Raw genomic sequence first — 21,467 nt, forward strand, 5'->3', positions numbered from 1 at the left:
ACGATCCTTCACCGCTTACTCCTGACTTTGGCGACTGAGCCCCACGGGCCTTTACCGATACCTGTGCCATTGTTCCCATTAAGGACGACAAGCTCCATGAAAACACCTCTTAGCGAACATGAAGCGCGAGCTGGTCCATCAGGCCTTGGCGCCCGGCACCTGATGGATCAAGGCGCTGATCCAGTCCTCTAGGTTCCGGTACTTCTCAGGGCGCTGCTCGCTGACTTCGAACACCGGGACATGAGCCTTGCGGGCCTGAATGGCCAGCTCCTTGGAGGTTCGATTGACTTCCTGAACGTTGAGCACCAGCATGTCCAACCGTCTGGAGGACAGCAGATGCCGGAAGGCCACCAGGTCCTCGGGCGAGGGCTCGCTTTCATTGGCGGCCGCCCGCAGGTACCCCTCGGGGGTCAGATCCTCCATGCCCAGATCATGGCAAAGATAGTAGGCAGCCGATTCCGTGGCCGCGTAGTGCCATCCCTGGGTCTGCTTGCGCGCTTTGGCAATCAGATCGTCCAGACGGGCCTGTCGACCTTGCCAGTCCTGGTAAGCCCTGTCGAAGTCGGCTGTTCGGTCGGGACGCAACTGCCCATAAGCCTCATGCACGGCCTTGGCAGCTGCTCTCCTGCCCTGCGAGGAGAACCAGAGATGGGGGTTATCGCCAGCCTTGCGTCCCGAGGCCTTGGATATGTCCACCATACGGGCCTGCCCGGTTTCAGCAGCCTTGGCCGCCCAGTCGTCAATGCCTGCACCGTTGACTATGACCAGATCAGCACGGCTGATCCGGGCGATATCTGCCGTTGTCGGCTCATAGTCATGGGCGTCAGTTGATATGTTGCTCAGAATGGTATCCACCCGAGCCTGGTCGCCGCCCAGATCCACAGCCAGGGACTGCCACTGATTGATGCTGGTCACCACCTGCAGGGGACCGGATCCGGCAGCGGACGGGGACGCAGTGCTCGTTCCGCAGCCTGTCAGACAGGTCAGCAGGGTCAGTCCGGCCATGAGAGCGGTGGCCATGGTGCGGATCCGGCGGTGGCGTGAGCTGCTGGCATGCATGGATGGGGATTCCTTCCTAGCGACTGCAAGAGGCCAGTTGACGGCCTCACGAGCGTTACTGAGATTGATTATCAATAAATGTACCATAGATTACCTTTGACCAGAATTCATGAAAGCGTCCGAACAGATACCTGCAAAAATGGCCCTCGTCCGCGTACATTCTCTATACTGAGCTGCGGGTACATTTTGGTTGGGAGGAATTGCATGGGTACATGGCTGGCAAAGGTCCATCTGACCCAGGGATGGCTGCCCGCGACGATGTTCACCCTGACGGCCCTGGTCCTAGTCCTGCTGGTGTTGACCGGACTGACTCATGGACGCTGGCGGACCCTATTGAGACAGTTCGCCATTGCCGTGGGCATTGGGGCCTTGGGACTGCTGGCTACTTGGCTGGTCTCCGACGTCTTCATGCTCTTTGGGGTATCTTTGGGTTGGATGGTCATCATCACTGTGGCCCTGTGCTTCCTGGCTGCCGGGTTTGCAATCTGCATCCTGTTCACTGCACGTGGATGGCGTCGGTTCCTTGCAGCCCTGAGCGTCCTGCTCTGCCTGCTGTCCACCGGACTTCGCGTCGATATCATCTACGGGGAGTTCACCACCCTGGGATCCCTGTTCGACGTCACCCTTTACCCGGACTACGGAAGTCATCCAGCGGCCAGACCGGCCATGAGCGTGGCCCAATGGCGGTCCCGGGCCTCCCGAGGCGATCTGCCGTCCTATCCGCGCAGCGGCCGCTCCTACAGCGTGCGCATCTCCAATGACAGCTCACAATTTCTGGCCCGTCCGGCCGATATCTACCTGCCGCCCGCCGCGCTGAGCGAAAAACCGCCAGCCCTGCCAGTCTTCGTCCTCCTGGCTGGCCAGCCCGGCAGCCCCGATCGGCTTTTCACTGCCGGATCCATCCAGGCCATGATGGATGCCTACGCCGCGCAACACCATGGCTTGGCTCCAGTGGTGGTCTCCCCTGACCAGAACGGGTCTTCGTTCCACAACAGCCTGTGCGTGGACTCCCCCGTCTACGGAAAAGCCGAGACCTATTTGAGTCATGACGTGCCTGCCTGGATCCGCGCCAACCTGCCAGTCGCCAGTCAGCCGCAGCTCTGGGCCATCGGCGGATTCTCCCAAGGTGGAACCTGCTCCACTCAGCTGGGAGCACGGCATCCCGACGTCTACGGGAACATGCTTCCAGCCGACGGGGAGCTGGAGCCGACCCAGGGTCGAAAGGACCAGATGATCCACGACTACTTCGGCGGCGACCGAAAACGCTTCCTGGCCCAGGTCCCGGCCAGAGCCATCCTGGAGCGGGCTCCATCAAGTCAGCGTCTATTCACTGCTGCTGGATCCAACGACAAAGAGTCACAACACAATATGATGATCATTGCCAAGGCCGCCGACCAGGCAGGCATGAGCGTGGAGGCCGTCGTCACCCAGGGATCGGGCCATGACTGGCACACGGTCAAGGCCGCCTGGAAACCCGGGCTGGAATGGCTGGGCGAGGCCATGGGTTTGGGAAAAATGTCCCAGCCGGTCCAGGATTTTCCGGATATTGTTGTAGCAGACATCGGTTCAACTGCCGACAGGACAGACTAGCCGAATCCATAAGCAGAGAGAGCCGCATCGATCATGCAGACAACGAATAAGAGATACGGACTGATGGAGCCTTCAGCAAAGACCGTCCTTCTGACAGACTTGGCCCATTGGGCCAAACGCCACGCCTTAGCACTGGCCTTCAGCCTCGGACTGATCCTGCTCAATCTGATTAGCTGGCTGCTCATCTGGCTGCTGCGCATCCCCGGCAGAGCCCGGCTAGGTATGCCTCTGTCCGATCTGATCTTTCTTCAGGCGTCCAGACCCTTCCATGGACAGGGTCAGCACTCGCTCCTGCTCCAGTTCGCACGACTGCTGGTATCCCTGGTCATCACTCCCGGCCCCCTGCAACTTGCTATAGACGTAGCCTTGGTCCTCGTCATGCTGTGCATCGCCGAAACCCGTTTAGGGCGCAGGCGCACTGTGCTGGCCGCAGTCATCAGCGCCATAGGCGGCACAGCAGTCGGTCTGATCATCTGCTCGCTGATCAATGCCCTCCAAAGCCATTGGTCCTGGTTCATACGAGTGCCCATGTCGCTCAGCCCCATCATCCTGGTGGTCGGCTCCCTGATGGCCTCCATCCCTTTCAGCGACTTTCTCTGGCGACGCAGGATCGCCACCATAGGTTACACAGCTTTGATCCTTATAGTGCTGTATACCGGCAATCCTGGTTATTATTGCGCCCTTGCGGCAGCCTTGATCGGCCACCTGACCGGACACCTCTGGCATGGACCAGTCCAGGATGCCAATCCGCACGGGCATAGTGGCTCCTACGAGACCCGTCATCTGCTGGGCGCCGTCTCCACGGTGCTGGCTCTTGGCCCCGTGGTTACCATCTCCTCGCGAATCCGCGCCGGATTCTTAACCCCCTTGGGCACATTCCTCAGCCCGACTAGAGTTGGCAACGCTGCACTATCCCACTGCCTTGCCGAAAACAACCAGGCCAGCTGCTATGCCCAGTACGGTCTGGTGAACGGCCATGGCCCCACAGGCGTCTCGTCCTTGATCATGCCCACCTTGGTTCTGCTGGTGGTGGCCTGGGGCATCTACCACGGCCGTCGAGTCGCTGCCGTCACCGGTCTGGTTCTCAACACTCTGAACATCGTCCTGGCCCTGCTCTATTTCCTGGTCTTCCCCCTGACCATCGGAGAAGGCCTGGCCCAGGCCATTCGACATGGCGCTTTGCCCTCGCTGTTGGTCATCACCCTGCCGCCATTGATTCTCAGCTGGTTCCTGGCGCGCAATCTGCGCATCTTCCTGGTGCGGACCAAGACCTCACGTCTGCAACTGGGCTGGGCGGCCATCGTTCTGGCCTTCCTGACCACCGCCATGGGCTATATGGCATTCACGGCCGTCAGTCCCGGCTCCTTCAATCCACGGCCCACTACCGGCAGGGCACTCTCCCAGCTGCCTGCGCTCTACCTGCCCAATGGAGTAGCTTCACGCTTCCTTCCAGCCCTGGTTCCACGCACCCCCACGGGGAGAATAGTCAGCCACGGAATAGGGCTGATTTTCTGGCTAGTGGTCCTGGTGGTTCTGCTCTCCTGGATGCGCAGCTCGGTCATCCAGAACGGCAGCGAGCGTCAGGAGGCCGATCAGCTGGTGGAGCATGGAGGTGAGAGCATGTCCTTCATGACCACATGGGAGGGCAACAGCTACTGGTTCTCTCACAGCGGCCGATCGGCCATCGCCTACAGGCTTTTGCACAGCATAGCCCTGACCACCACTGGTCCATTCGGCGACCCTGACGAGTATGCGGACGATCTGGACGAATTCACGCGCTTCTGCAACGCCCACTCCTGGTCACCGGTCTTCTATAGCATCCACAAGCCCCAGCGCGATCTGCTGGCCGCCCGCGGCTGGTCCACCCTGACAGTCGGCACAGAGATGGTGATCACCCCCAGCCTCTGGCAGACCAAGGGCAAGAAGTGGCAGGACATTCGCACAGCCATCAACAAGGCCAAGCGCGACAGCATCACCGACGTGCTGACCACATTCAACGACGCCTCCTGGGACGTCCAGTCGCAGATCGTGGACATCTCCGAGCAGTGGGCTGAGCTCAAGGCGCTGCCTGAGATGAAGTTCACCCTAGGGGGCCTGGATGAGCTGAGAGACCCGCGCATGGCCATCCTCTATGCCGTAGATGGCCAGGGCAAAGTGCTGGCCGTGACCAGCTGGATGCCCACCTACCGTCAGGGCCAGGTGATCGGCTGGACTCTCGACTTCATGCGGCACAGGACCGACAGCCCTAATGGCATCATGGAGTTTCTGATAGCGCGCATGGCCGAACGGCTGCGCGACCAAGGCACAGCCGAATTCATGAGCCTTTCGGCCGCCCCGCTGGCCGGCATGGACAGCAGCGAGGATAACACCGATGAACAGAGCGAGGATCGGACCGCCTTCCTGCAACATGCCCTGCGTCTGGTGGCCGACCTGATGGAACCAGCCTATGGCTTCAGCTCGCTCTTCTTCTTCAAGAAGAAGTTCCAGCCCAGCGAGCACCCGGTCTATATCTGCTACCCCGACCCGGCTCAGCTAGCGCAGATCGGACTGGCCGTAGTCCAGGCCTACCTGCCCAATCTCAAGGCTTCGCAGGCCTGGGATGCCATCAAGACCATCATGCCTAAGGGCAGGGAGGATCACTGACGCGCATCTGATCAGAGCGGTCCCGACAGCTGTTGCACAGGCCGTAGACCTCCAAGGTATGCGAGGAGACAGTAAAGCCATGTTCAGCTGCCACCGCCTTCAGCCAGTCCTCATCCGGAGGGCTGATCTCCACGGTTCTGCCGCAGCGTTCACAGACCAGATGGTGATGGTGTTTTCGCTGAGCAAGGCAGACCCGGTAAAGCCGGATGCCTCCATGCTCAATGCAATCCAGATTGCCGGACATATGCAGGGTGCTCAGCTGACGGTAGACCGTCGCCAAGCCGATTCGCTGGCCATCATCGCGAAGAAGCCTGTGCAGCTCCTTGGCTGAGACGAAGTCGTTCTGGGCCTGGAGAACTCTCCAAACGGCGTTTTTCTGCCACGTCCGGCGACCGACGGATGAGTCAGCGTTCATGATTAGACACACTCCTTGGGCTCCCCCAAGCCTACATCCGGCTTGCCGATAAAGATGTGAGGATTCGGTTCAGTCCAGGTCGGACCAGCAACCTGTGGCCTCCAGTTCCCGGGCGGTCCTTTCAGGATTGTCGGTCAGCACCGTCAGATGCCCCATCTTGCGGTCGGTGCGTACCTCAGCCTTGCCGTAATCATGCAGGGACCATTCGGGGTGCTTACTCAACAGCCTCCTGACCGGTGCCACATGCTGGCCCAGAACGTTGACCATGACCGCGGGGCTGAGCAGGCGAGGACTAGGCAGGGGCCACCCGGCGATGCCCCGAACATGGGCATCGAACTGGTCCATGGAGCAGGCCTCGATGGTGTAGTGACCTGAGTTATGGGGCCGCGGAGCCAATTCGTTGACCACCAGACCGCCATCGGGCATGACAAAAAGCTCAAGAGCCAAGGTCCCGGCCAGCTTGAAGCCGTCCGCGAGCGTCAGAGCCATGTCACGCGCACGGTCAGCCATCGCAGGCTCGACCTTGGCTGGTGCCAGAGTCATATGGAGGATGTTGCGACGGTGCTCGTTGCGCACCATGGGGAAGGTGACATAATCCTTCCCGTTGCCTGAGACCAGTATCGAGGCCTCGAAGGCGAAGTCCACGAACCCCTCCAGTACGGAGGGCGGAAAGTCCCGGCCTTTCATTCGCGCCATCAGCGCCTGAAAATCCTCATTCGTGCGCAGCACTGCTTGGCCATGGCCGTCATAGCCGCCGGTTCGCGTCTTGAGCACAGCAGGCATGCCCAGCTCCTGCAGGGCTGCATCCAACTGATCAAGACTGTCGACCTGCCTCCAAGGAGCCGTATCAATGCCATGACGGTTGATGAATGTTTTCTCGTGAACCCGATCCTGGGTGACCCTGAGCAGGTCGGTCCCTTGGGGGACGGCCACACGATCCCTCACCTGGTCCAGTGCGTCGGCATCCACATTCTCGAATTCGTAGGTGAGCACATCGCTGCGTTCAGCAAGCCGCGTGAGGGCGTTAAGGTCGTCGTAGTCGGCTGTCTCCTGAAAATCAGCCACCTGGGCTGCGGGAGCATCGGGCGTAGGATCCAGCACACCGATGCGAAATCCATGGTATCGGGCGCTCAGGGCCATCATCCGTCCCAGCTGACCGCCGCCCACGATCCCAATGACGGCCCCCGGCTCCAGGTGATCAATGCTCCCCTTGGTCTCCTCAGACAAGCTGGGCATTGGATGCCTCCACAGATTGAGCGAGCTCGGTACGGTAGTCATCCAGGGCCTGAGCAAGTTCGGAATTGTTGATTGATAGGATCGAAACCGCCAAGAGACCGGCGTTGGCGGCTCCTGATGCTCCTATGGCCGTGGTCGCCACAGGTATGCCGGCAGGCATCTGGACGATGGACAGAAGTGAATCAACTCCACTCAAGGCATGTGATTGCACCGGCACCCCGATGACCGGCAGGGTGGTCTGGGCCGCCACCATACCAGGCAGATGGGCTGCTCCGCCAGCCCCGGCGATAATGACCTCGATGCCCTGGCTCCGTGCCTGATGCGCGAACTCGGCCATGCGCCCAGGCGTGCGATGGGCGGAGATGACCTCCTTGGTGTAGACAATAGCGAACCGGTCCAGCATCCGACAGGCTCCCTTCATCGTCTCCCAGTCGCTCGATGATCCCATGATCACTGCGACGCGTGCCCCTTCATGTGTATTGTCAGCCATCGGCCCTCCAATGTTCATGCACATTCGATACTACGCAAGACCGGGGAGAAGCCGCCCAATCGTGACGGTCCTATGGATGTAAGGGCCAGACCTGGTGAACATCGGGCTCTCACGGCTCCAAACCGCTGCTCCGGACCTAGAATCATTGGATTGCATCAAGGAAACAGACAGGAGGGCTATGGGCAAGCTTCTGGACAGCATCGACTCCCCGCAGGATCTGAATGTTCTCTCCTTAGAAGAGCTGAACCGTCTGGCCGACGAGATCCGTCAGCTCCTGATCCGCTTCTGTCGACGTCACGGCGGCCACTTGGGCTCCAACCTGGCCACCATCGAACCCATTATTGCCCTGCACCGCGTCTTCAATATGCCTCATGATCATCTGATCTTCGACGTCTCCCATCAGGCCTATACCCACAAGATCCTGACCGGTCGGCGCCGGGCCTACACGGACCCTGAGTCTCAGGAGGACCTGTCAGGTTTCACCTCGCCCAAGGAGAGCCCTTACGACGACTTCATGCTGGGGCACACCGGCACCTCCATCGGCCTGGCCTGCGGGATGGCCGCACAGCGGGATGCTACCGGCGGCAAGGCCAACATCATCGCTTTCATCGGCGACGGCTCCCTGAGCAGCGGACCAGCCTTCGAGGGGCTGGACTGGGCTGCCGAACAGGGAGGCAACCTGATCATCGTGGTCAACGACAACGAGATGTCCATCGCTGAAAACCACGGGGGGCTGTACAAAAGTCTGGCGGCCCTGCGTGCCAGCGGGGGACGCAGCTCAGACAATCCCTTCCGGGCGCTTGGACTGGACTACCACTACGTGGAGGAGGGCAACCGGATCGAGGACCTGATCGAGGCCTTCCGTCTGGTCAAAGACACCGACCATCCGGTGGTGGTCCATATTCACACCCGCAAGGGCCTGGGGCTGGGACAGGGCAGTCAGGGGCAGGCCGGCCCGTCTTCCATAGCCCAGGGCGATGGGCAGACAGCCCATATGACTTCCCTGCCTGATTTGCCCGCCGAAGGTCCGGTGGAGGCCAACCACTGGCAGGACGGGCTGGACTCTCTGAATCGCCTGCCCAATTCACGAAAGACCTACGGAAGAATGGCCATGCAGGCCTTGGAGGCCAGGTTCCCGCAAGAGCCGGGCCTGATGGTCATCTCCCCCGCCACGCCGCTTTCAAACGGCATCGATCCCGATTTCCGACAGCGGGCCGGAAACCACTACCGCGACGTGGGCATCGCCGAATCCCACGCGATAGCCTATGCCGCTGGCATCGCCAAGGCCGGAGGCACTCCCGTGGTCGCTACCTCGGCTACTTTCTTTCAGAGGGCCTACGACCAGATCGAGCAGGAGATGGCCTTGAACGGCAGCGCAGTGACTCTGCTGGTTTTCTCCACCGGCATCGCCAAAACCGATGCCACGCATTCAGGCACGGCCGACATGGTCATGATGCGAGGAATCCCTGGACTGACCTGTCTGGCTCCGACCAGCGGGGACCAGTTTCTGGACATGCTGGCATGGGCCACCGGTCCGGCTCGGCGGCCTGTGGTCATCAGGGTGCCCGGCGAGCGCACGCTGGCGACAGAACGGGCAGGCAAGCCAGTAGCGACGGCTCCAGAACCCTTGAAGACCGATGCTGCATGCAGATCGGACGCTGCCCCCTGGGATCGCTATCGCATCCTGCAAAAAGGCAGAACAGTGGCCCTGCTGGCCCTGGGCGATGCCCTGCCACTGGGCTGCGGCCTTGCTGATTCCTTGGAGAGGTCCATGGGGCTGAAGCCCACACTGGTAGATCCTCATCGCTATGACTGTTTGGATGAGCAGACCCTGGATGCCCTGGCCAGCACCCACTCTCTGGTGGTCACCATCGAGGACGGCCAACTGGACGGCGGCTGGGGACAGGCCGTGGCAGCCTACTACGGACCTGCTGAGGTTCACACGTTGGCCTTCGGAGCAGCCAAGGAGTTCAACGATCGAGTTCCCCAAGCCACCCTGCTGGAAGGATATGGCATGACCGTTCCTGCAATGACTCGAGCGATATCGGAAGCCCTAGTCGACCAGGCTTCATAGATCTGACCCGCCGGTGGACCCGGGCGGGTACAATGAAATGGTTTGGCCCCGTAGCTCAGCTGGATAGAGCAACTGACTTCTAATCTGTAGGTCGAGAGTTCGAATCTCTCCGGGGTCACCAGTCGGGTTCCCCGCTCCTTTACTGGAAGCGGGGAGTCAACTTGAGCTCATATCTCATAAAATAATGTGTAAGACGAAATACTAACGAGTATGACGATTTCCGGTAGCTGACAACTACCGACACCGGTTTGTTCATGATCGGCGGTTTGCTATCTCAAGTGCGCAAGCAGTCCGGGCTTTGCACAACGGAATGAAAATTCATGGATCGTAGACAAGATCACCGGCTAAGCTTATCAATTTCCCGTATTGAACATGCAGCGATGGTAGGCCCGTCAATGTGCAGCCCATCACGAATCATATTGGTTATGTCAGCTGACCGCAGCAATTGCAGATCCTCCAGTTCCCAATCGCTGCCGTGATGGCCACTATCGACTGCAGGAATGGACGAAGCGCTATCAAGCAGCATCTCCATCACCCGCACGTCGTCTTGGACCATTCCGGCATCGGCATGAAGCCTATGCAATTGACGGATGGCATCAGGCTGCGCCCACAATCCAGTCTCTTCATGCAATTCGTCAATGGCTGTGGTCAGGGGATCTTCACCTTGCTCCCCCATGCCTCGCGGAAATTCCGACGACCAATCTCCAACGGCAACCCGCCGATGGCGAGCAATCAGATAAAAGTCCCCTTCCCCCGTTGAATGACTGTCACTCAGATGACGCCTGGTCGACCCTGTTTGACAGATGCCACGTGCAAAGTCATGTCAGCGCCTGTCTTTCTTGCCTTGACATCCACAGCAGACACAGTGAAGTCAGCGCCCCCGGTTTCCGTGAAGACCTCCCGATGCCTTATTTTCTGTAAAGGGCCTACGCGCCCTGGCGGATCTACATTTTTCGCATCCACCGTCTTGGTTGATGATTTCGGCATACTCAAACGGGCTTCACTGTTGAGCGAATACCATGATTTGTGCCGCCGAATGCTAGTCATACATCCACTCCGCCATCGTCGGCAACTCAGGAAAAACTTCAATAAACCAGGCCGCTATCAATATCAGGATAATAGACACAGAGCCTGAAAAAATGATCGTGTCACAGATGACGGATATAGCGGCGATGATCAGAGTTGCAACAAACTGCTTGATAATTTTTGGGTTGTCTTGCCCCGGGTCAACTGCGATGCTGACTTTTGCACACAATAAGCAATGTTGCGAATATACCGATGCTGCACAGAGGCAGAAGCATCCGGCCTGCAACCAGGTCACTGCTGTATCGCGCTTCTTGACTGATAGCAGAACTGCACAAAGCAGGCGTAAGACATCTGCCCCGATACTTCTATGACTTGGCCCGACAGTATCAGTGCACGCCTGCCTTCTCGGTTCGTGGCTGATTTTGCTCAAAACATCCTAAAGACAGTTTTTCCTGTCTCGTTCGCCGAGCTGTCGATCACCAGGTACGCAGGCAATCGACAGGAGCCTCCAGACTGATCACGATGACAGTACGCATAGTACAAGCAAGCGGTATTCTGAGCTATCGACCAGTGCTCCCCTGCATGCTTGTTCAAGACAGCCCTGGCTTGTGGAGCGAATCGTCGACTTTTTCAGAAGTGATTGTCTTCTGTAAAACCTGATATTCCAAAGGACGCAGCGTACCTATATCCGGCAGACTGACCGCCTCTTCTCCTGATAAAAGCTGATGCTGCTTATCCCGGGACTCTATAGTGAATCCCCGCAGGCATTGGCTCCAAGGTCGGCTGTCTGCCGGATATGGTGAGGAAGGGCTTCTCATAACCGCTCTGCCCCAGAAGACCAAGAACGGCTTCAGGGCCGAATGCCAAAAAATAGATACGGCCACAAGTACATGAGTACTATACAGAAATGCGGTTCTGAGAATGTCAGCAAATCGTTCAGCCGTCCTCTGAATCAAAATCGGTTGACATAATAGCATCCGAGCGTACGAACCGACTCATGTCCATATGCTAGACCTCCTTCTTACCGGTTCATTCAGCATGATCTCGTTCTCAACCGATAGCCGCTGCCAAGCAGATGGATCATCCAATCGCACATTTCAAGGGGATCGGCCTGCATCTGATCTGGCAATATTTCTAATGCTTCCGTTCTCTTCGAGGAAGACCTCATCTGGCACAAGCTGTGTCTCGATGCACCCAGCAAAGTCGGGGTTGAATGAATTCCGGCCTCTACATTTGGTTGTCCAAACCTGTCGTTGTCTGTTTACGCGCAGCTCAGAATTATATGACGTCACTTATGCCAGGCAAGGATCGATGGATGACGAATTCTCCCGCTCTGCTTCCGGCACGACTTATCTGATCTGGTTTCAATGCCGGGCATTCTCGGAAACCAAGTCCTCCTAGCGTTATAATGGTGTATTCCGGCAACGACGTCCACAGGAAAGGCAGCCATGAACGATTGGAATCAGCCAATAGACCATCAAACAGGGGACAACCAAGACCCGGCTCAGGCAGGCGGGAATTACTCCGGCTACAACGGATACGACCAACAATCGTCAAGCTACGGCTACGGGTCTGCTCCGCAGCAGGGAAATCCCTCGGAAGCAGCCAATCAGTACCCTAACGCGGATCAGCCTTGGCGGACTTCGAACATCCCAGGAGGACCTCAGAATCCCTATGACCAAACCGCATATATGCCACAATCCAACGGCAGCAGCGAACCGTCCCAGGCTCAACCTTGGCAGCTCCAGACCCAGTATGTCAACGGACCGGGCATGTCAAACAAGTCAAAAGTCACGGCAGCCATCCTGGCTTTCTTCCTGGGCAGCTTCGGCGTACACAACTTTTATCTAGGCAAGACCGGGCGAGGGGTCGCCCAGCTGCTGATCACGATTTTCGTCCTCTTTATCGGCCCTCTCATCTCTTCGATCTGGGCCATCGTAGAAGGCGCGCAGATTCTTGGCTCGCATCCAGGCTCGCCTTACCATATGGACGGCAAGGGGCTGCAGCTGCAGGATTGAAAGCGCACGGACCCGGCCTACACCGGTCCTGGCTGCTTGCAACTGCCTTGGATGCTTTTGGATTCCAACATCCTTTCGACTGAAAACCAGAGACAATCAGAAGGGCATGGCACAGGCGCCCGCTCAGACACCACCTTCCGTAAGGTCGAAGATCGGCGCGAAATCAAGGATCAGCTCCGTCCGCAAACTTGGCAGAGACGTCTGGCTAAAAAACAAAAGCCACTTGCCTCGTCACGACACCCGTAGGATGCCATGTGCGCCTTTTTCGGCCAGACTCATGATGTGGTTGACTATGGAATAGTCACCAGGCTGGTCGACCTTGAGCTCTACAAAGCCGCCTTGGGCCGGCAGCAGGGGCAGGACCTGAGCTCCGGCTGATGAGGCAGCGGAATCCGCTCTCGAATCTCCGCCTATCAGATAACGGCCCTCGGTCCAGACAGTATCGAACTGGGTTCCGACGATATGGAAGGACAGCGGTTGGTTAGGCCCGGCGTCCAGAACCCAGATGCGAACTCTTTGCCCCTTCTCCAGCGTGAGGGGGTGGGCGTCATATTGAAAGGCACGCCCGTTGAAGGTCATGATATCCGGGCTCATGGCCGCTACCTTTTCAGCATCGGCAGCACCTCCATTGGAACCTAGATAGATCTCGGACTGGACCAGAACATATTCAGCAGCTACTGGCGGCAGGGTGCCGTCATCCACGACCACAGCCCCGTACATGCCGTTGGCTATATGGTTTGACATGGGGTCGCTGCTGCAGTGGTACATCCAGATGCCGGCCCGATCAGCGGTGAAGGTATATATGAGCTCCTTGCCAGGGTCTATGTTGCGCATCATGGTCTGCGGAACTGCCGGGCCAGCATGAAAGTCAATGGAATGGCTCATGCTTCCCTTGTTTCTGATGGTCACTTCAAAGGTGTCTCCCACCCGACCTCTGAGCACCGGACCCTGAGCTAAGGGACGCGATCCCCTATCCCGCGGATCGCTCGCATCATCGAAGCTCCAGACCGTGCGCTCAAGCCCTGCTGCCACCTGCTCCTTGCGTTCTTTGACGTCCAGAGTGTACTTTCTAGTACCAGCCCTCCCCTGGTCATCCAGGGGTGGAAGAGCGGCCTTGGCGGGGTCGCTTTTCTCAGCCTGCAACTTGAGCTTGGCTGCCGAAGGGGCCTGGTTCATAGTCATCTTCGGAGCGGAGGACTGCGCTTGCTCGGTAGTTGTTCCACCCCTGGTTTTGACCTTGAGCTCCATGCCCATCTGACGGTGTCCTGCCAGCGAGCACCATCCTAATGTGTCGCCGCCCAGGACGCCTACGTCGACCGAGACGCTCTGGCCTGCAGGCACGGATCCTGTGCTCTTGCCATTGGCAAACACCAAGTCATGCCGCTGATCCCCGGTATTCTGAAAATCTACAACCAACCGGTCGCCTGCATCGATGGTGATGGTATCCGGCACAAAGGCCATCCCCTTCACCTTGATTGAAGCTCTGCTGGTGTGTCCGGTCGGCTGAACGCTCTTCGACGATGCGTCCCGAACGCTCCCAGCACTGGGCGATGCCCCGACCGAGACAGCCAGCGTTGGCCGTATAGCCATCAAGACCACGGCGGCCACCAGGACCAGCACAGTAGCTGAAGTGGCAACCAGATCCGTCCTCAGGGCAAGTGTTCCTAGCCGTTCGGTTTCCGGAGAGCCCTCTGGCTGGCGACGACGGTAGCGTTTGGATGCCAGGACCTGCTTGCCACGAGCAGCCAGGTAAACCACGGTCAGCATCATGGAGAGGATTCCCAGAACATTCAGCAGGTTCCCCGCCTTCCATAAAGGCGTGTAGAGCCGGATAGCTCCAAGAAGCCTGATCAGCAAGCCGACCTGCATAAGCGCCCAGGCACCCCAGAGGAGTGGATGAAAAGGCAGTGGCCTGCGAATGACGGAGGGGACGATCATGCAGACATGGGCGATGACCATGGTCATAATGAATCCCACAGCCAAGGCATGCAGCGCCATATCGCCCCAGTAGGTGCTGGAATCCAAAGGTGCCGCCATCCATATGAGAGCAGCCAGAAGCCCCCAGGCGTAGGCCGACAGCATGCAGGTGCCCATGAATCCTGGCAGGCCACCATGTCGGAAGGTACCCTTGGCCACGTCGTGACTAGCCATGACCAGGAGGAGCAGGCCCAAAGCCAGCCCCAGAAGCGGATAGCCGACCGAAGGCGCCATGGCTTGAACAGGCAGCATCAGGACGGTCAGAAGACTCAGACCCAGAATCCCCGATTCAAGACGGGCATCCGAAAAGACTGCCCTGGCCAGTTCCACCCGCTCCCCGACGATGGTCAGAATCAGAAAGAGAAGCCAGGTTGGAGCTAGAACCGAGGCATCCAATCTCGCAACCCAGCCAGCGGCCCCGACCAGACCCACCAGGGATCCGAGGACCTGTATGAGCACCTCTGCAGAAGGCTGCCGACGCCAGATAGCCAGATACATGGCTGTCAGGACCAACATGGACAAAGTCCACGGAATGCCGCCAAAAAGCTCCACCCTGACCCATGATGGGGCAGCAGCGCGGCCCGAGACCATCAGCGACAGCAGGCAGAGCAGAGACCCCAGCAAGCCCAAGGCAGGGGCGAAAAATCCCCAGGAGGGCTTGCTGGAACCGCCGCTGCGATAAGCCACTGCCCTCTCAAGACCAATGGCAGCGCCCAAAAACCCATAGACCATGAGTCCGCCGTGCAGATCGGCCAGGGGCACCCTGTCTGAAGGATGGATCAGATCCGCACGAATCAGCGCCGCTATAAGGCCAAGCAATGCAGCAAGACCTGCGCCTATGAGAAGGGCCATCCTGGACCTGGGCAAGGCCGTTTTACCGCCGGACTTGCGCATTTTCTGGTCGTTCTGCATAGGTCTGTCCGCCTTGTCCTGGGTTGATAATTGATTTGATGGTTATACAATTTAATCGATGAGTCAGGAAATTCAAGCCCGCAAGCGATGGGTCCAATCCCCATCCAGACGCAGAAGCGGGGAAGAGATTCGCTCCGCAATCTTGAATGATCTGCATACGGCAGCCGAACGGACCGGCGCAGGTCTTACCGCACAGCAAATCGGGGCAGCCTTCGACATCCATTCGACCACCGCTCGTTTCCATCTTGAACGTCTGGTCGAACGAGGTGAGGCAGTCCGCCAGAAAAAAGACAGTAATGCCCAATCAGCCGGTCGAGGCAGGCCGGCTGTCATCTACTCCCCCACATCCGTGAACCGAGCCAGGGAGGATATGATCTCCTCGCTCTGCATGGCTTTGGAGGCTGCCTGCCCGGATACCCGAAGCAGGAATAGGGCCGCGCTGAAAGCAGGTGTGGCCTGGGGCCGCACCCTGGCCGGACAGAACAGGGAAAACGCGAAAAGGGAGATGCCATCGAGCATGGCTCAGACACTATTGGATACGCTGACAACCCTAGGGTTTGCTCCGGTTACGGCAGGACCGAATGCGGCAAGCCTGCACCTGACCTCATGCCCTTTTTTGGACAGCGTCGGCAGCCATCCCATTATCTGCACAATCCATCTGGGGATGATCCAAGGGCTCGTGGACGGCAGAAGCAAGAAGACCAGCGGCAAAAAGGCCAGCGTATCCTTGAAACCCTTGTCCTCGCAAAAAGGATGCTTTCTGGAAGTAATAAAAACAGATAGTCGATCAAAAAGGAGAGTAAAGCAATGACCTACGTGATTGCCCAGCCCTGCGTGGATGTCAAAGACAAGGCCTGCGTGGACGAATGCCCGGTGGATTGCATCTACGAGGGCCCCAGGAACCTCTACATCAACCCCAACGAATGCATCGACTGCGGCGCCTGCGAGCCTGTCTGCCCCGTGGAGGCAATCTTCTACGAGGAGGATCTGCCAGAGGAATGGACCTGGTTCAAGGATGCCTCCGAAGACTTCTTTGCCCAGGTCGGCGATGCCGGCGGCGCCCAGGCCCAGGGACCCTACGATCACGACCATCCACAGGTTGCCGCCCTGCTCCACCAGGATAATTTCGTCTGCATTCAGCCGGAATCACGAGGCCAGCGCGCAGTCTGGGTCCGTAAGGACCAGACCAAATGAAGACTGACTCAAGTCAGGACGATCACCTGGCCTTCCCTGACTTTCTGGACCGCCCTGTGGATCAGGCTGCCCGGATGCTTCTGGGCTGCCTGATAATCCGAGACTACGAGTCGGATGGGAAACAGGCCAGGGTTCGGATCGTGGAAACCGAAGCCTATGATCAGAATGATCCGGCCAGCCATGCCTACCATGGACGGTCAGCTCGCAACGATGCCCTTTTCGGCCCCAGCGGACATATGTATGTCTACTTCACCTATGGAATGCACTACTGCTTGAACATCTCCTGCCAGGAGGACGGATTCGGCGCCGGTGTGTTGATTCGGGCCTGTCAGCCAATGCAGGGTCTGGGCCTTCTGCGCAGTCACCGGCATGGCCGTCACCCTGACCGGGATCTAACCAATGGTCCCGCCAAGCTCTGCCAGGCATTGGACATCGACAAGCGCAACTACGGCCATGACCTGAGAAAACCGCCCATCCGTCTGGCAGCCGCGGAACTGGCTCAGGACGAGGCCATCACGGCAACTCCCCGAATCGGCATATCCCACGCCAAGGAAACCCTACGGAGATTCGTCATCGCCGGAAACCCCTACCTGTCACGATAGGGGGCAAAGAATCCTTCACCTAGGGCTTGTACGCCCTAAAGGGTGACGACTTATTGCTCGATGAAGCGGGATTCGACACAGCTCTGGAAACGGACAAGCGAAAGAATGACGGCAGCAAGCAGAGCGATGATCAGCATGCCCATGAAACTGCCGGTTACCGGATCCAAGCCAAACGCTGTTGAGAAAGCCTTGAAAACCCAGGTGGATGCCGTAAAACCAAGGCTGGTAGTGGCCGAAAAGATCCCCATGACCAGTGGATAGCGCCGGTGCTCGGTCAGATTGGACAGGAGGAATGGGCAGGTGGCCATATTGATTGCACTGCCCGACCCTATCAAGAACGCCGACAGACAGACCAATGGGAAGGAGCGGGTGGTCAGGAAGAGCAAGGCGCCCAGAGCCATGAGAGCAAAGGCGACAGGAATGGTCCATTGCCGGCAAATCCGCTTGATGCCGTTGATGCCGAGTCCAATAACGACCGACGAACCCGTGTTGAACATCAAGGCCACCCCGGCTGCACTGGTGCCGCCCAGACCGTACTTGGCAATGTAGACCGAGAGCTTGTTGTACAGGACCGCGACCAGGAAAATGCTCAAAAACCCGATGACAATGCAGGATATGATGCCCCACCAGCATTGTCGGCCTTTCCAGGAGGACGATGCTTCAGACCCTGTGGCCTTGTCAGGCTCATCCTCGACGGCACCAACCCGTGGGACCATGAAAATGACTAGCGCCAAGGCGGGCAAGGCCAGGAAATAGAGCCAATAGTTGTGCAGCCAACCTCCCTTGGCTAGGACACCGCCAAGAGCAAGAACCAGCATGGAAGAGCCATCCTGAACAGCCAATACCAGCCCCATCAGCGCCGCCAGCCGCTTCCCGCGGAAGAACCTGGCCGACAGGCTGGGGAGAACAGTAGTGGCGATGCCCACGCCGAACCCGACAACCAAGGCAAACAGGAGAAGCTGGCTTACGCTTCCGTGCAAGACCAAGGGCATCAGGCCGCCCAGGGCCACACACAGACAGCTGATGCAGGCAGCGGTTCTGAAACTCATTCTGGTCATGAGCTGGCCAAATAGAAGAGCGGAAACTATAGCCGCCGAAGAGCCTATGGAGACTACAGATTCAACGGTGGAGGGATCGGCATGGGGAAAGGATGCCTGGATGGCTGCTACGGAAGGGGAGATGATGGAGTCAAACCGCGACATGACGGCCAAGGCCATGATTCCGACCAGAACTCCAAGATTCCGTCTGGCCAATATCCCTGTGTCCCTGTGCTCAGACACGTCTTGGTCCGGTTCCACCGTTGCTGCCTCCCTCTCAATGCCAGCGGCACCATATCTGGTTGATGGAGGGCAGTCTACTCCAGCAGCAGGGCCATGCCAACCAAAACAACCAGAAAAAGCAGATTAAGTGATGTATAGATCTTCAGGTAATTGCCTTTTCTGTCAGGGTACTGCTTGATCACAGCCTTGTAGGAAATCAACGAGGCCATTGAAGCCACCAGAGTGCCTAGCCCACCTAGGTTGGTGCCAAGAATGATAGGACGCCAGGCTGTCGAAAAACCTGAGACCAGAAGGGCAGTGGGCACGTTGCTGATGACCTGGCTGCACAAAACCGAGGTGATCAGAGGATGGATATTGACCAGGCTGCTGACAAGGTTGTAGAACTGGGGAATCCGCCTGGCATTGCCTATAAAAACGAAGAAAGCCACGAAAGTCAGAAGCAGTCCCCAGTCCACATGCAGAAAGACCCGCCTGTCGCAGATCAGGAAGGTCACAGCCACCACCAGGACCATGGCCCATTGGGGAATCAGCTTGGCCACACCGAGCAGGCAGACAAGAAAAAGAAGGAAATAGAGGGTGATACGCCATCCGCTGGACCGCTGCATCTCTTTCACCTGAGGTTGTACCCCCTCCTCTCTGGGCGCTAGTATGCTGCGGCGAATCTCCTGTGCATCCATACCCTCGAACTTGTTCAGATGCTGATTCCTGAAGGCGACCCAGCAGCACAGGAAGAGCATCAGGGCCGCGACCAGGGCGTATGGCGCCATAAGGAGAAGGAACTCACCGGCAGGCATCTCGGAACGGGCCTTGAGATATAAGTTGTGGGCATTGCCAATAGGGGTCAGCATGCTGCCCACATTGGCACCCAGAGTCATTAGGGTGACGACCAGCAGGGCATGGCTTTCCAGCTCAGCCATGATGAGAACGGCAATGGCAAAAGGCACGAAGGTAACCAGGGCGACATCATTGGTAATGAACATGCTCGAAAAGAAAGGCAGCGAAACCAAAACCAAGGCCAGGCCACGCACCGAGCGGACATGGCTCAGAAGGCTGGCCCCAATGGCGTGGAAGACCCCGATGCGCTGAAATCCGCTGACCACCATCATGAGGGAACCCAGCTGAGTGAGGGTATTGACGTGGATGTAGCCCAGGTACTGCCGGTCCGGAGGAATGAGGATGCAGGACACGAGAGCAACGACTGTCGCGACGACCAGGACGGTCTCGTTTTTCAACAGTCCGATCACCCGATGTTGCATAGTCACCTCCGGCGAACGAATTCCTCACTTAGTTTACGCGCCCGCCTGCAGCTTACAGGGCCTTGCCAGACGCTATTTTCCGCTCCAAAGCCTCAGGTCGGAACGCTTGAGAGCTACTGACTGCTAGCCTGTCCGGCCCCGACTTTTGACTCCCCTCGGATGCGCATAAAATCAAATGCGCATAAGGCATGGAAAAGGGTCCTGCAAATCAGCACATCCACAGGACCCATATCGAACTGCAATATTACTTGTCGCTCATTCGTTCCGGATCCGGAATCAGATAGGACAAGGCCAGGGCAACCAGCACCAGCACACCGCCGCCGATCATTGCCGCGACATATCCTGTACGGGCGCCCCCGGATGCCGCCAGACCACTCATGAATGCATAGAGGACCGCATAACTCAGCCCCGAGCCCAGGTTGAAGGCTCCGGCATTGAGACCGGGCAGATAACCTGTGTTGTCCGCAGGAGACAGGACGACACCTAGTCCGTTAAGCATGATATTGGCCGTCCCTGCATAGGAGACGCCTAGGATCAGAGAAAGAGCCACCAGACTCCAGATGCTGGGAACCAGGCAGACGTAGATGCCAAAGGCCAGTCCGAGCACACTGAATAGCTGACCGACCTTCAGCACCTTGAGGTAGCCGAAACGTGAAGCCAGCATCCCGGCCACCGGGCCAAAGACCAGACCGACCAGGGCATATGGGGTCAATGTGACAAAGGAGACGATGCTGGCCTTCAAGCCGACGCCGACCTCGCCATCCTGGGCCAGAGCCGGAACGATCCCATTCATGATGGCGAAGACGCCGACCATGGTGGTAAGAGTCGTCAGCAGAAGGCCCCAGGTGCGCCGCTGCCTCAGATAGATTGTGGTGACCATGGGTGCTGACGAGGTGCTTTCGACCTTCCAGAAGATCATGAAGAAGACCGCAGCCGCCAGGATCTCAACGACCACCAGGATCCAACGTGCCTGAGCCAGCTTCTCGACCTCGTTGATAGCCAGGTAGGCCGCCAGGAAGGCGATGCACAGGAATACCACACCCGCCCAGTCCATACGGGGGCGATCGTCTGCAGAGCTTTCGCGGGCGAAGACTGCCACCAGGAGTACGGCTACCACGGCGATGGCCACCATGAACCAGAAGACCGACCTAAAGCCGAACGTGCCGGCCAACCATCCGCCCAGTATGGCATCCACGCCGCCGATGCCACCGTTGACCGCTGTCAGAATGGCCATGAGTTTGGCGTAGCGGGCCTCATCGGGCACCTCGGCGTGCAGCATGATCAGGGTCATGGGCACGACCGGACCAGCCACCCCCTGAATGACGCGCCCAATCATCAGCACCGTCACATTGGGAGCCAGAGCGGAAACCACGCATCCCAGCGCTGTAAGGCTCAGCATGCCCAGCAGCACCTTCTTGCGACCGGCCAGATCGCCCAGCCGAGGCAGGAAGAGGGAGAAGACGGCACAGGAGGTGAAGAACACCGTCTGGGTCAGGCCGATGCTGGAGCTGCTTGCATTGAGTTCGACCCCCATGGTCGTCAGGGCCGGGGAAAGCATGGATGCGTTGAGCTGGAAGGCGAAGACAGCGGCCATGAGGGCCGTCATCAAGGCGACTATGGAGGGGCCGGAGCCGCCATCGCTCGTGGCAGCGGTCTTGTCGGCTTCGGATGATGGGGTATTCGAAGTATTCATGT

At 58.3% G+C, this 21,467-nt stretch carries 17 protein-coding genes and 1 tRNA gene; 8 read left to right on the plus strand and 10 right to left on the minus strand.

Annotation, left to right across the window (positions count from 1 at the left end; genetic code table 11):
- Window positions 1-138: 138 nt before the first annotated feature.
- Window positions 139-1,059: a metal ABC transporter solute-binding protein, Zn/Mn family gene (locus tag DKK75_RS05340; protein ID WP_181414477.1), complete on the minus strand. Its 921-nt coding sequence runs from the start codon at window positions 1,057-1,059 to the stop codon at window positions 139-141.
- A gap of 204 nt (window positions 1,060-1,263) precedes the next feature.
- Here DKK75_RS05340 and DKK75_RS05345 point away from each other — a divergent pair, with 204 nt between their 5' ends.
- On the plus strand, window positions 1,264-2,649 hold the full coding sequence (locus DKK75_RS05345) for an alpha/beta hydrolase (protein WP_110452417.1): 1,386 nt from the start codon (window positions 1,264-1,266) through the stop codon (window positions 2,647-2,649).
- A 33-nt stretch (window positions 2,650-2,682) separates the two neighbouring features.
- Window positions 2,683-5,292 (plus strand): bifunctional lysylphosphatidylglycerol flippase/synthetase MprF, encoded by a 2,610-nt coding sequence (locus DKK75_RS05350; protein WP_110452418.1) that lies wholly within the window; start codon window positions 2,683-2,685, stop codon window positions 5,290-5,292.
- Here the strand turns inward: DKK75_RS05350 and DKK75_RS05355 are convergent.
- The 3 genes from DKK75_RS05355 to purE all read right to left on the minus strand — a co-directional run bounded on the left by DKK75_RS05355 (window position 5,270) and on the right by purE (window position 7,433).
- On the minus strand, window positions 5,270-5,707 hold the full coding sequence (locus tag DKK75_RS05355) for a Fur family transcriptional regulator (RefSeq protein ID WP_110452419.1): 438 nt from the start codon (window positions 5,705-5,707) through the stop codon (window positions 5,270-5,272). The genes DKK75_RS05350 and DKK75_RS05355 overlap by 23 nt on opposite strands.
- A gap of 69 nt (window positions 5,708-5,776) precedes the next feature.
- Complete coding sequence (purK, locus tag DKK75_RS05360) at window positions 5,777-6,943, minus strand: 5-(carboxyamino)imidazole ribonucleotide synthase (RefSeq protein WP_110452420.1); 1,167 nt, start codon at window positions 6,941-6,943, stop codon at window positions 5,777-5,779.
- Entirely contained in the window at window positions 6,927-7,433 is a 507-nt protein-coding gene (gene purE, locus DKK75_RS05365) for a 5-(carboxyamino)imidazole ribonucleotide mutase (RefSeq protein WP_110452421.1), read from the minus strand. The genes purK and purE overlap by 17 nt, the downstream gene beginning before the upstream one ends.
- A gap of 178 nt (window positions 7,434-7,611) precedes the next feature.
- On the opposite strand from purE, the gene DKK75_RS05370 reads away from it, so the two are divergent.
- A complete protein-coding gene (locus DKK75_RS05370) occupies window positions 7,612-9,507 on the plus strand; it encodes a 1-deoxy-D-xylulose-5-phosphate synthase (RefSeq protein WP_110452422.1) in 1,896 nt (631 codons plus the stop codon).
- A gap of 44 nt (window positions 9,508-9,551) precedes the next feature.
- A tRNA-Arg gene (locus DKK75_RS05375) sits at window positions 9,552-9,628 on the plus strand.
- A 216-nt stretch (window positions 9,629-9,844) separates the two neighbouring features.
- Here the strand turns inward: DKK75_RS05375 and DKK75_RS05380 are convergent.
- Both DKK75_RS05380 and DKK75_RS05385 read right to left on the minus strand, forming a co-directional pair.
- Entirely contained in the window at window positions 9,845-10,312 is a 468-nt protein-coding gene (locus DKK75_RS05380) for an NUDIX hydrolase (RefSeq protein WP_110452423.1), read from the minus strand.
- Between the two features lie 234 nt (window positions 10,313-10,546).
- A complete protein-coding gene (locus tag DKK75_RS05385) occupies window positions 10,547-10,963 on the minus strand; it encodes a hypothetical protein (RefSeq protein WP_146208616.1) in 417 nt (138 codons plus the stop codon).
- A 1,018-nt stretch (window positions 10,964-11,981) separates the two neighbouring features.
- Here DKK75_RS05385 and DKK75_RS05390 point away from each other — a divergent pair.
- Window positions 11,982-12,551: a TM2 domain-containing protein gene (locus DKK75_RS05390; protein WP_110452425.1), complete on the plus strand. Its 570-nt coding sequence runs from the start codon at window positions 11,982-11,984 to the stop codon at window positions 12,549-12,551.
- Window positions 12,552-12,782: 231 nt separating this feature from the next.
- Here the strand turns inward: DKK75_RS05390 and DKK75_RS05395 are convergent, their stop codons facing one another.
- The gene (locus DKK75_RS05395) at window positions 12,783-15,440 is read right to left on the minus strand and encodes a multicopper oxidase domain-containing protein (RefSeq protein ID WP_258333169.1); all 2,658 of its coding nucleotides are present in this window, start codon (window positions 15,438-15,440) and stop codon (window positions 12,783-12,785) included.
- Between the two features lie 58 nt (window positions 15,441-15,498).
- On the opposite strand from DKK75_RS05395, the gene DKK75_RS08045 reads away from it, so the two are divergent.
- The 3 genes from DKK75_RS08045 to DKK75_RS05410 are packed head-to-tail and all read left to right on the plus strand — an operon-like array spanning window position 15,499 to window position 17,236.
- Window positions 15,499-16,251, plus strand: coding sequence for a helix-turn-helix transcriptional regulator (locus tag DKK75_RS08045; protein ID WP_146208617.1), 753 nt, complete (start codon window positions 15,499-15,501; stop codon window positions 16,249-16,251).
- Entirely contained in the window at window positions 16,248-16,634 is a 387-nt protein-coding gene (fdxA, locus tag DKK75_RS05405; protein WP_110452427.1) for a ferredoxin, read from the plus strand. Before DKK75_RS08045 ends, fdxA begins: the two co-directional genes overlap by 4 nt.
- Window positions 16,631-17,236, plus strand: coding sequence for a DNA-3-methyladenine glycosylase (locus tag DKK75_RS05410; protein ID WP_181414478.1), 606 nt, complete (start codon window positions 16,631-16,633; stop codon window positions 17,234-17,236). Before fdxA ends, DKK75_RS05410 begins: the two co-directional genes overlap by 4 nt.
- A gap of 50 nt (window positions 17,237-17,286) precedes the next feature.
- Here the strand turns inward: DKK75_RS05410 and DKK75_RS05415 are convergent, their stop codons facing one another.
- The 3 genes from DKK75_RS05415 to uriT form a co-directional block, all read right to left on the minus strand.
- Window positions 17,287-18,516 carry an MFS transporter gene (locus DKK75_RS05415; RefSeq protein ID WP_110452428.1) on the minus strand — a complete coding sequence of 410 codons (1,230 nt, stop codon included), beginning with the start codon at window positions 18,514-18,516 and terminating at the stop codon, window positions 17,287-17,289.
- 74 nt (window positions 18,517-18,590) lie between these two features.
- Complete coding sequence (locus DKK75_RS05420; protein WP_110452429.1) at window positions 18,591-19,772, minus strand: SLC13 family permease; 1,182 nt, start codon at window positions 19,770-19,772, stop codon at window positions 18,591-18,593.
- Window positions 19,773-20,016: 244 nt separating this feature from the next.
- Complete coding sequence (gene uriT / locus DKK75_RS05425; RefSeq protein WP_110452430.1) at window positions 20,017-21,465, minus strand: uridine transporter UriT; 1,449 nt, start codon at window positions 21,463-21,465, stop codon at window positions 20,017-20,019.
- Window positions 21,466-21,467: the final 2 nt, after the last annotated feature.

The organism is Bifidobacterium asteroides, from assembly GCF_003202695.1.
In the GTDB taxonomy this organism is placed as follows: Bacteria; Actinomycetota; Actinomycetes; order Actinomycetales; family Bifidobacteriaceae; genus Bombiscardovia; species Bombiscardovia asteroides_G.

Coding starts and splice junctions, on each gene's coding strand:
- DKK75_RS05340 (WP_181414477.1), bottom strand. CDS start 1,059: ATGCATGCCAGCAGCTCACGCCACCGCCGGATCCGCACCATGGCCACC.
- purE (WP_110452421.1), bottom strand. CDS start 7,433: ATGGCTGACAATACACATGAAGGGGCACGCGTCGCAGTGATCATGGGA.
- DKK75_RS05345 (WP_110452417.1), top strand. CDS start 1,264: ATGGGTACATGGCTGGCAAAGGTCCATCTGACCCAGGGATGGCTGCCC.
- DKK75_RS05390 (WP_110452425.1), top strand. CDS start 11,982: ATGAACGATTGGAATCAGCCAATAGACCATCAAACAGGGGACAACCAA.
- DKK75_RS05350 (WP_110452418.1), top strand. CDS start 2,683: ATGCAGACAACGAATAAGAGATACGGACTGATGGAGCCTTCAGCAAAG.
- uriT (WP_110452430.1), bottom strand. CDS start 21,465: ATGAATACTTCGAATACCCCATCATCCGAAGCCGACAAGACCGCTGCC.
- DKK75_RS05370 (WP_110452422.1), top strand. CDS start 7,612: ATGGGCAAGCTTCTGGACAGCATCGACTCCCCGCAGGATCTGAATGTT.
- DKK75_RS05410 (WP_181414478.1), top strand. CDS start 16,631: ATGAAGACTGACTCAAGTCAGGACGATCACCTGGCCTTCCCTGACTTT.
- fdxA (WP_110452427.1), top strand. CDS start 16,248: ATGACCTACGTGATTGCCCAGCCCTGCGTGGATGTCAAAGACAAGGCC.
- DKK75_RS05420 (WP_110452429.1), bottom strand. CDS start 19,772: ATGCAACATCGGGTGATCGGACTGTTGAAAAACGAGACCGTCCTGGTC.
- DKK75_RS05355 (WP_110452419.1), bottom strand. CDS start 5,707: ATGAACGCTGACTCATCCGTCGGTCGCCGGACGTGGCAGAAAAACGCC.
- DKK75_RS08045 (WP_146208617.1), top strand. CDS start 15,499: ATGAGTCAGGAAATTCAAGCCCGCAAGCGATGGGTCCAATCCCCATCC.
- purK (WP_110452420.1), bottom strand. CDS start 6,943: ATGCCCAGCTTGTCTGAGGAGACCAAGGGGAGCATTGATCACCTGGAG.
- DKK75_RS05395 (WP_258333169.1), bottom strand. CDS start 15,440: ATGCAGAACGACCAGAAAATGCGCAAGTCCGGCGGTAAAACGGCCTTG.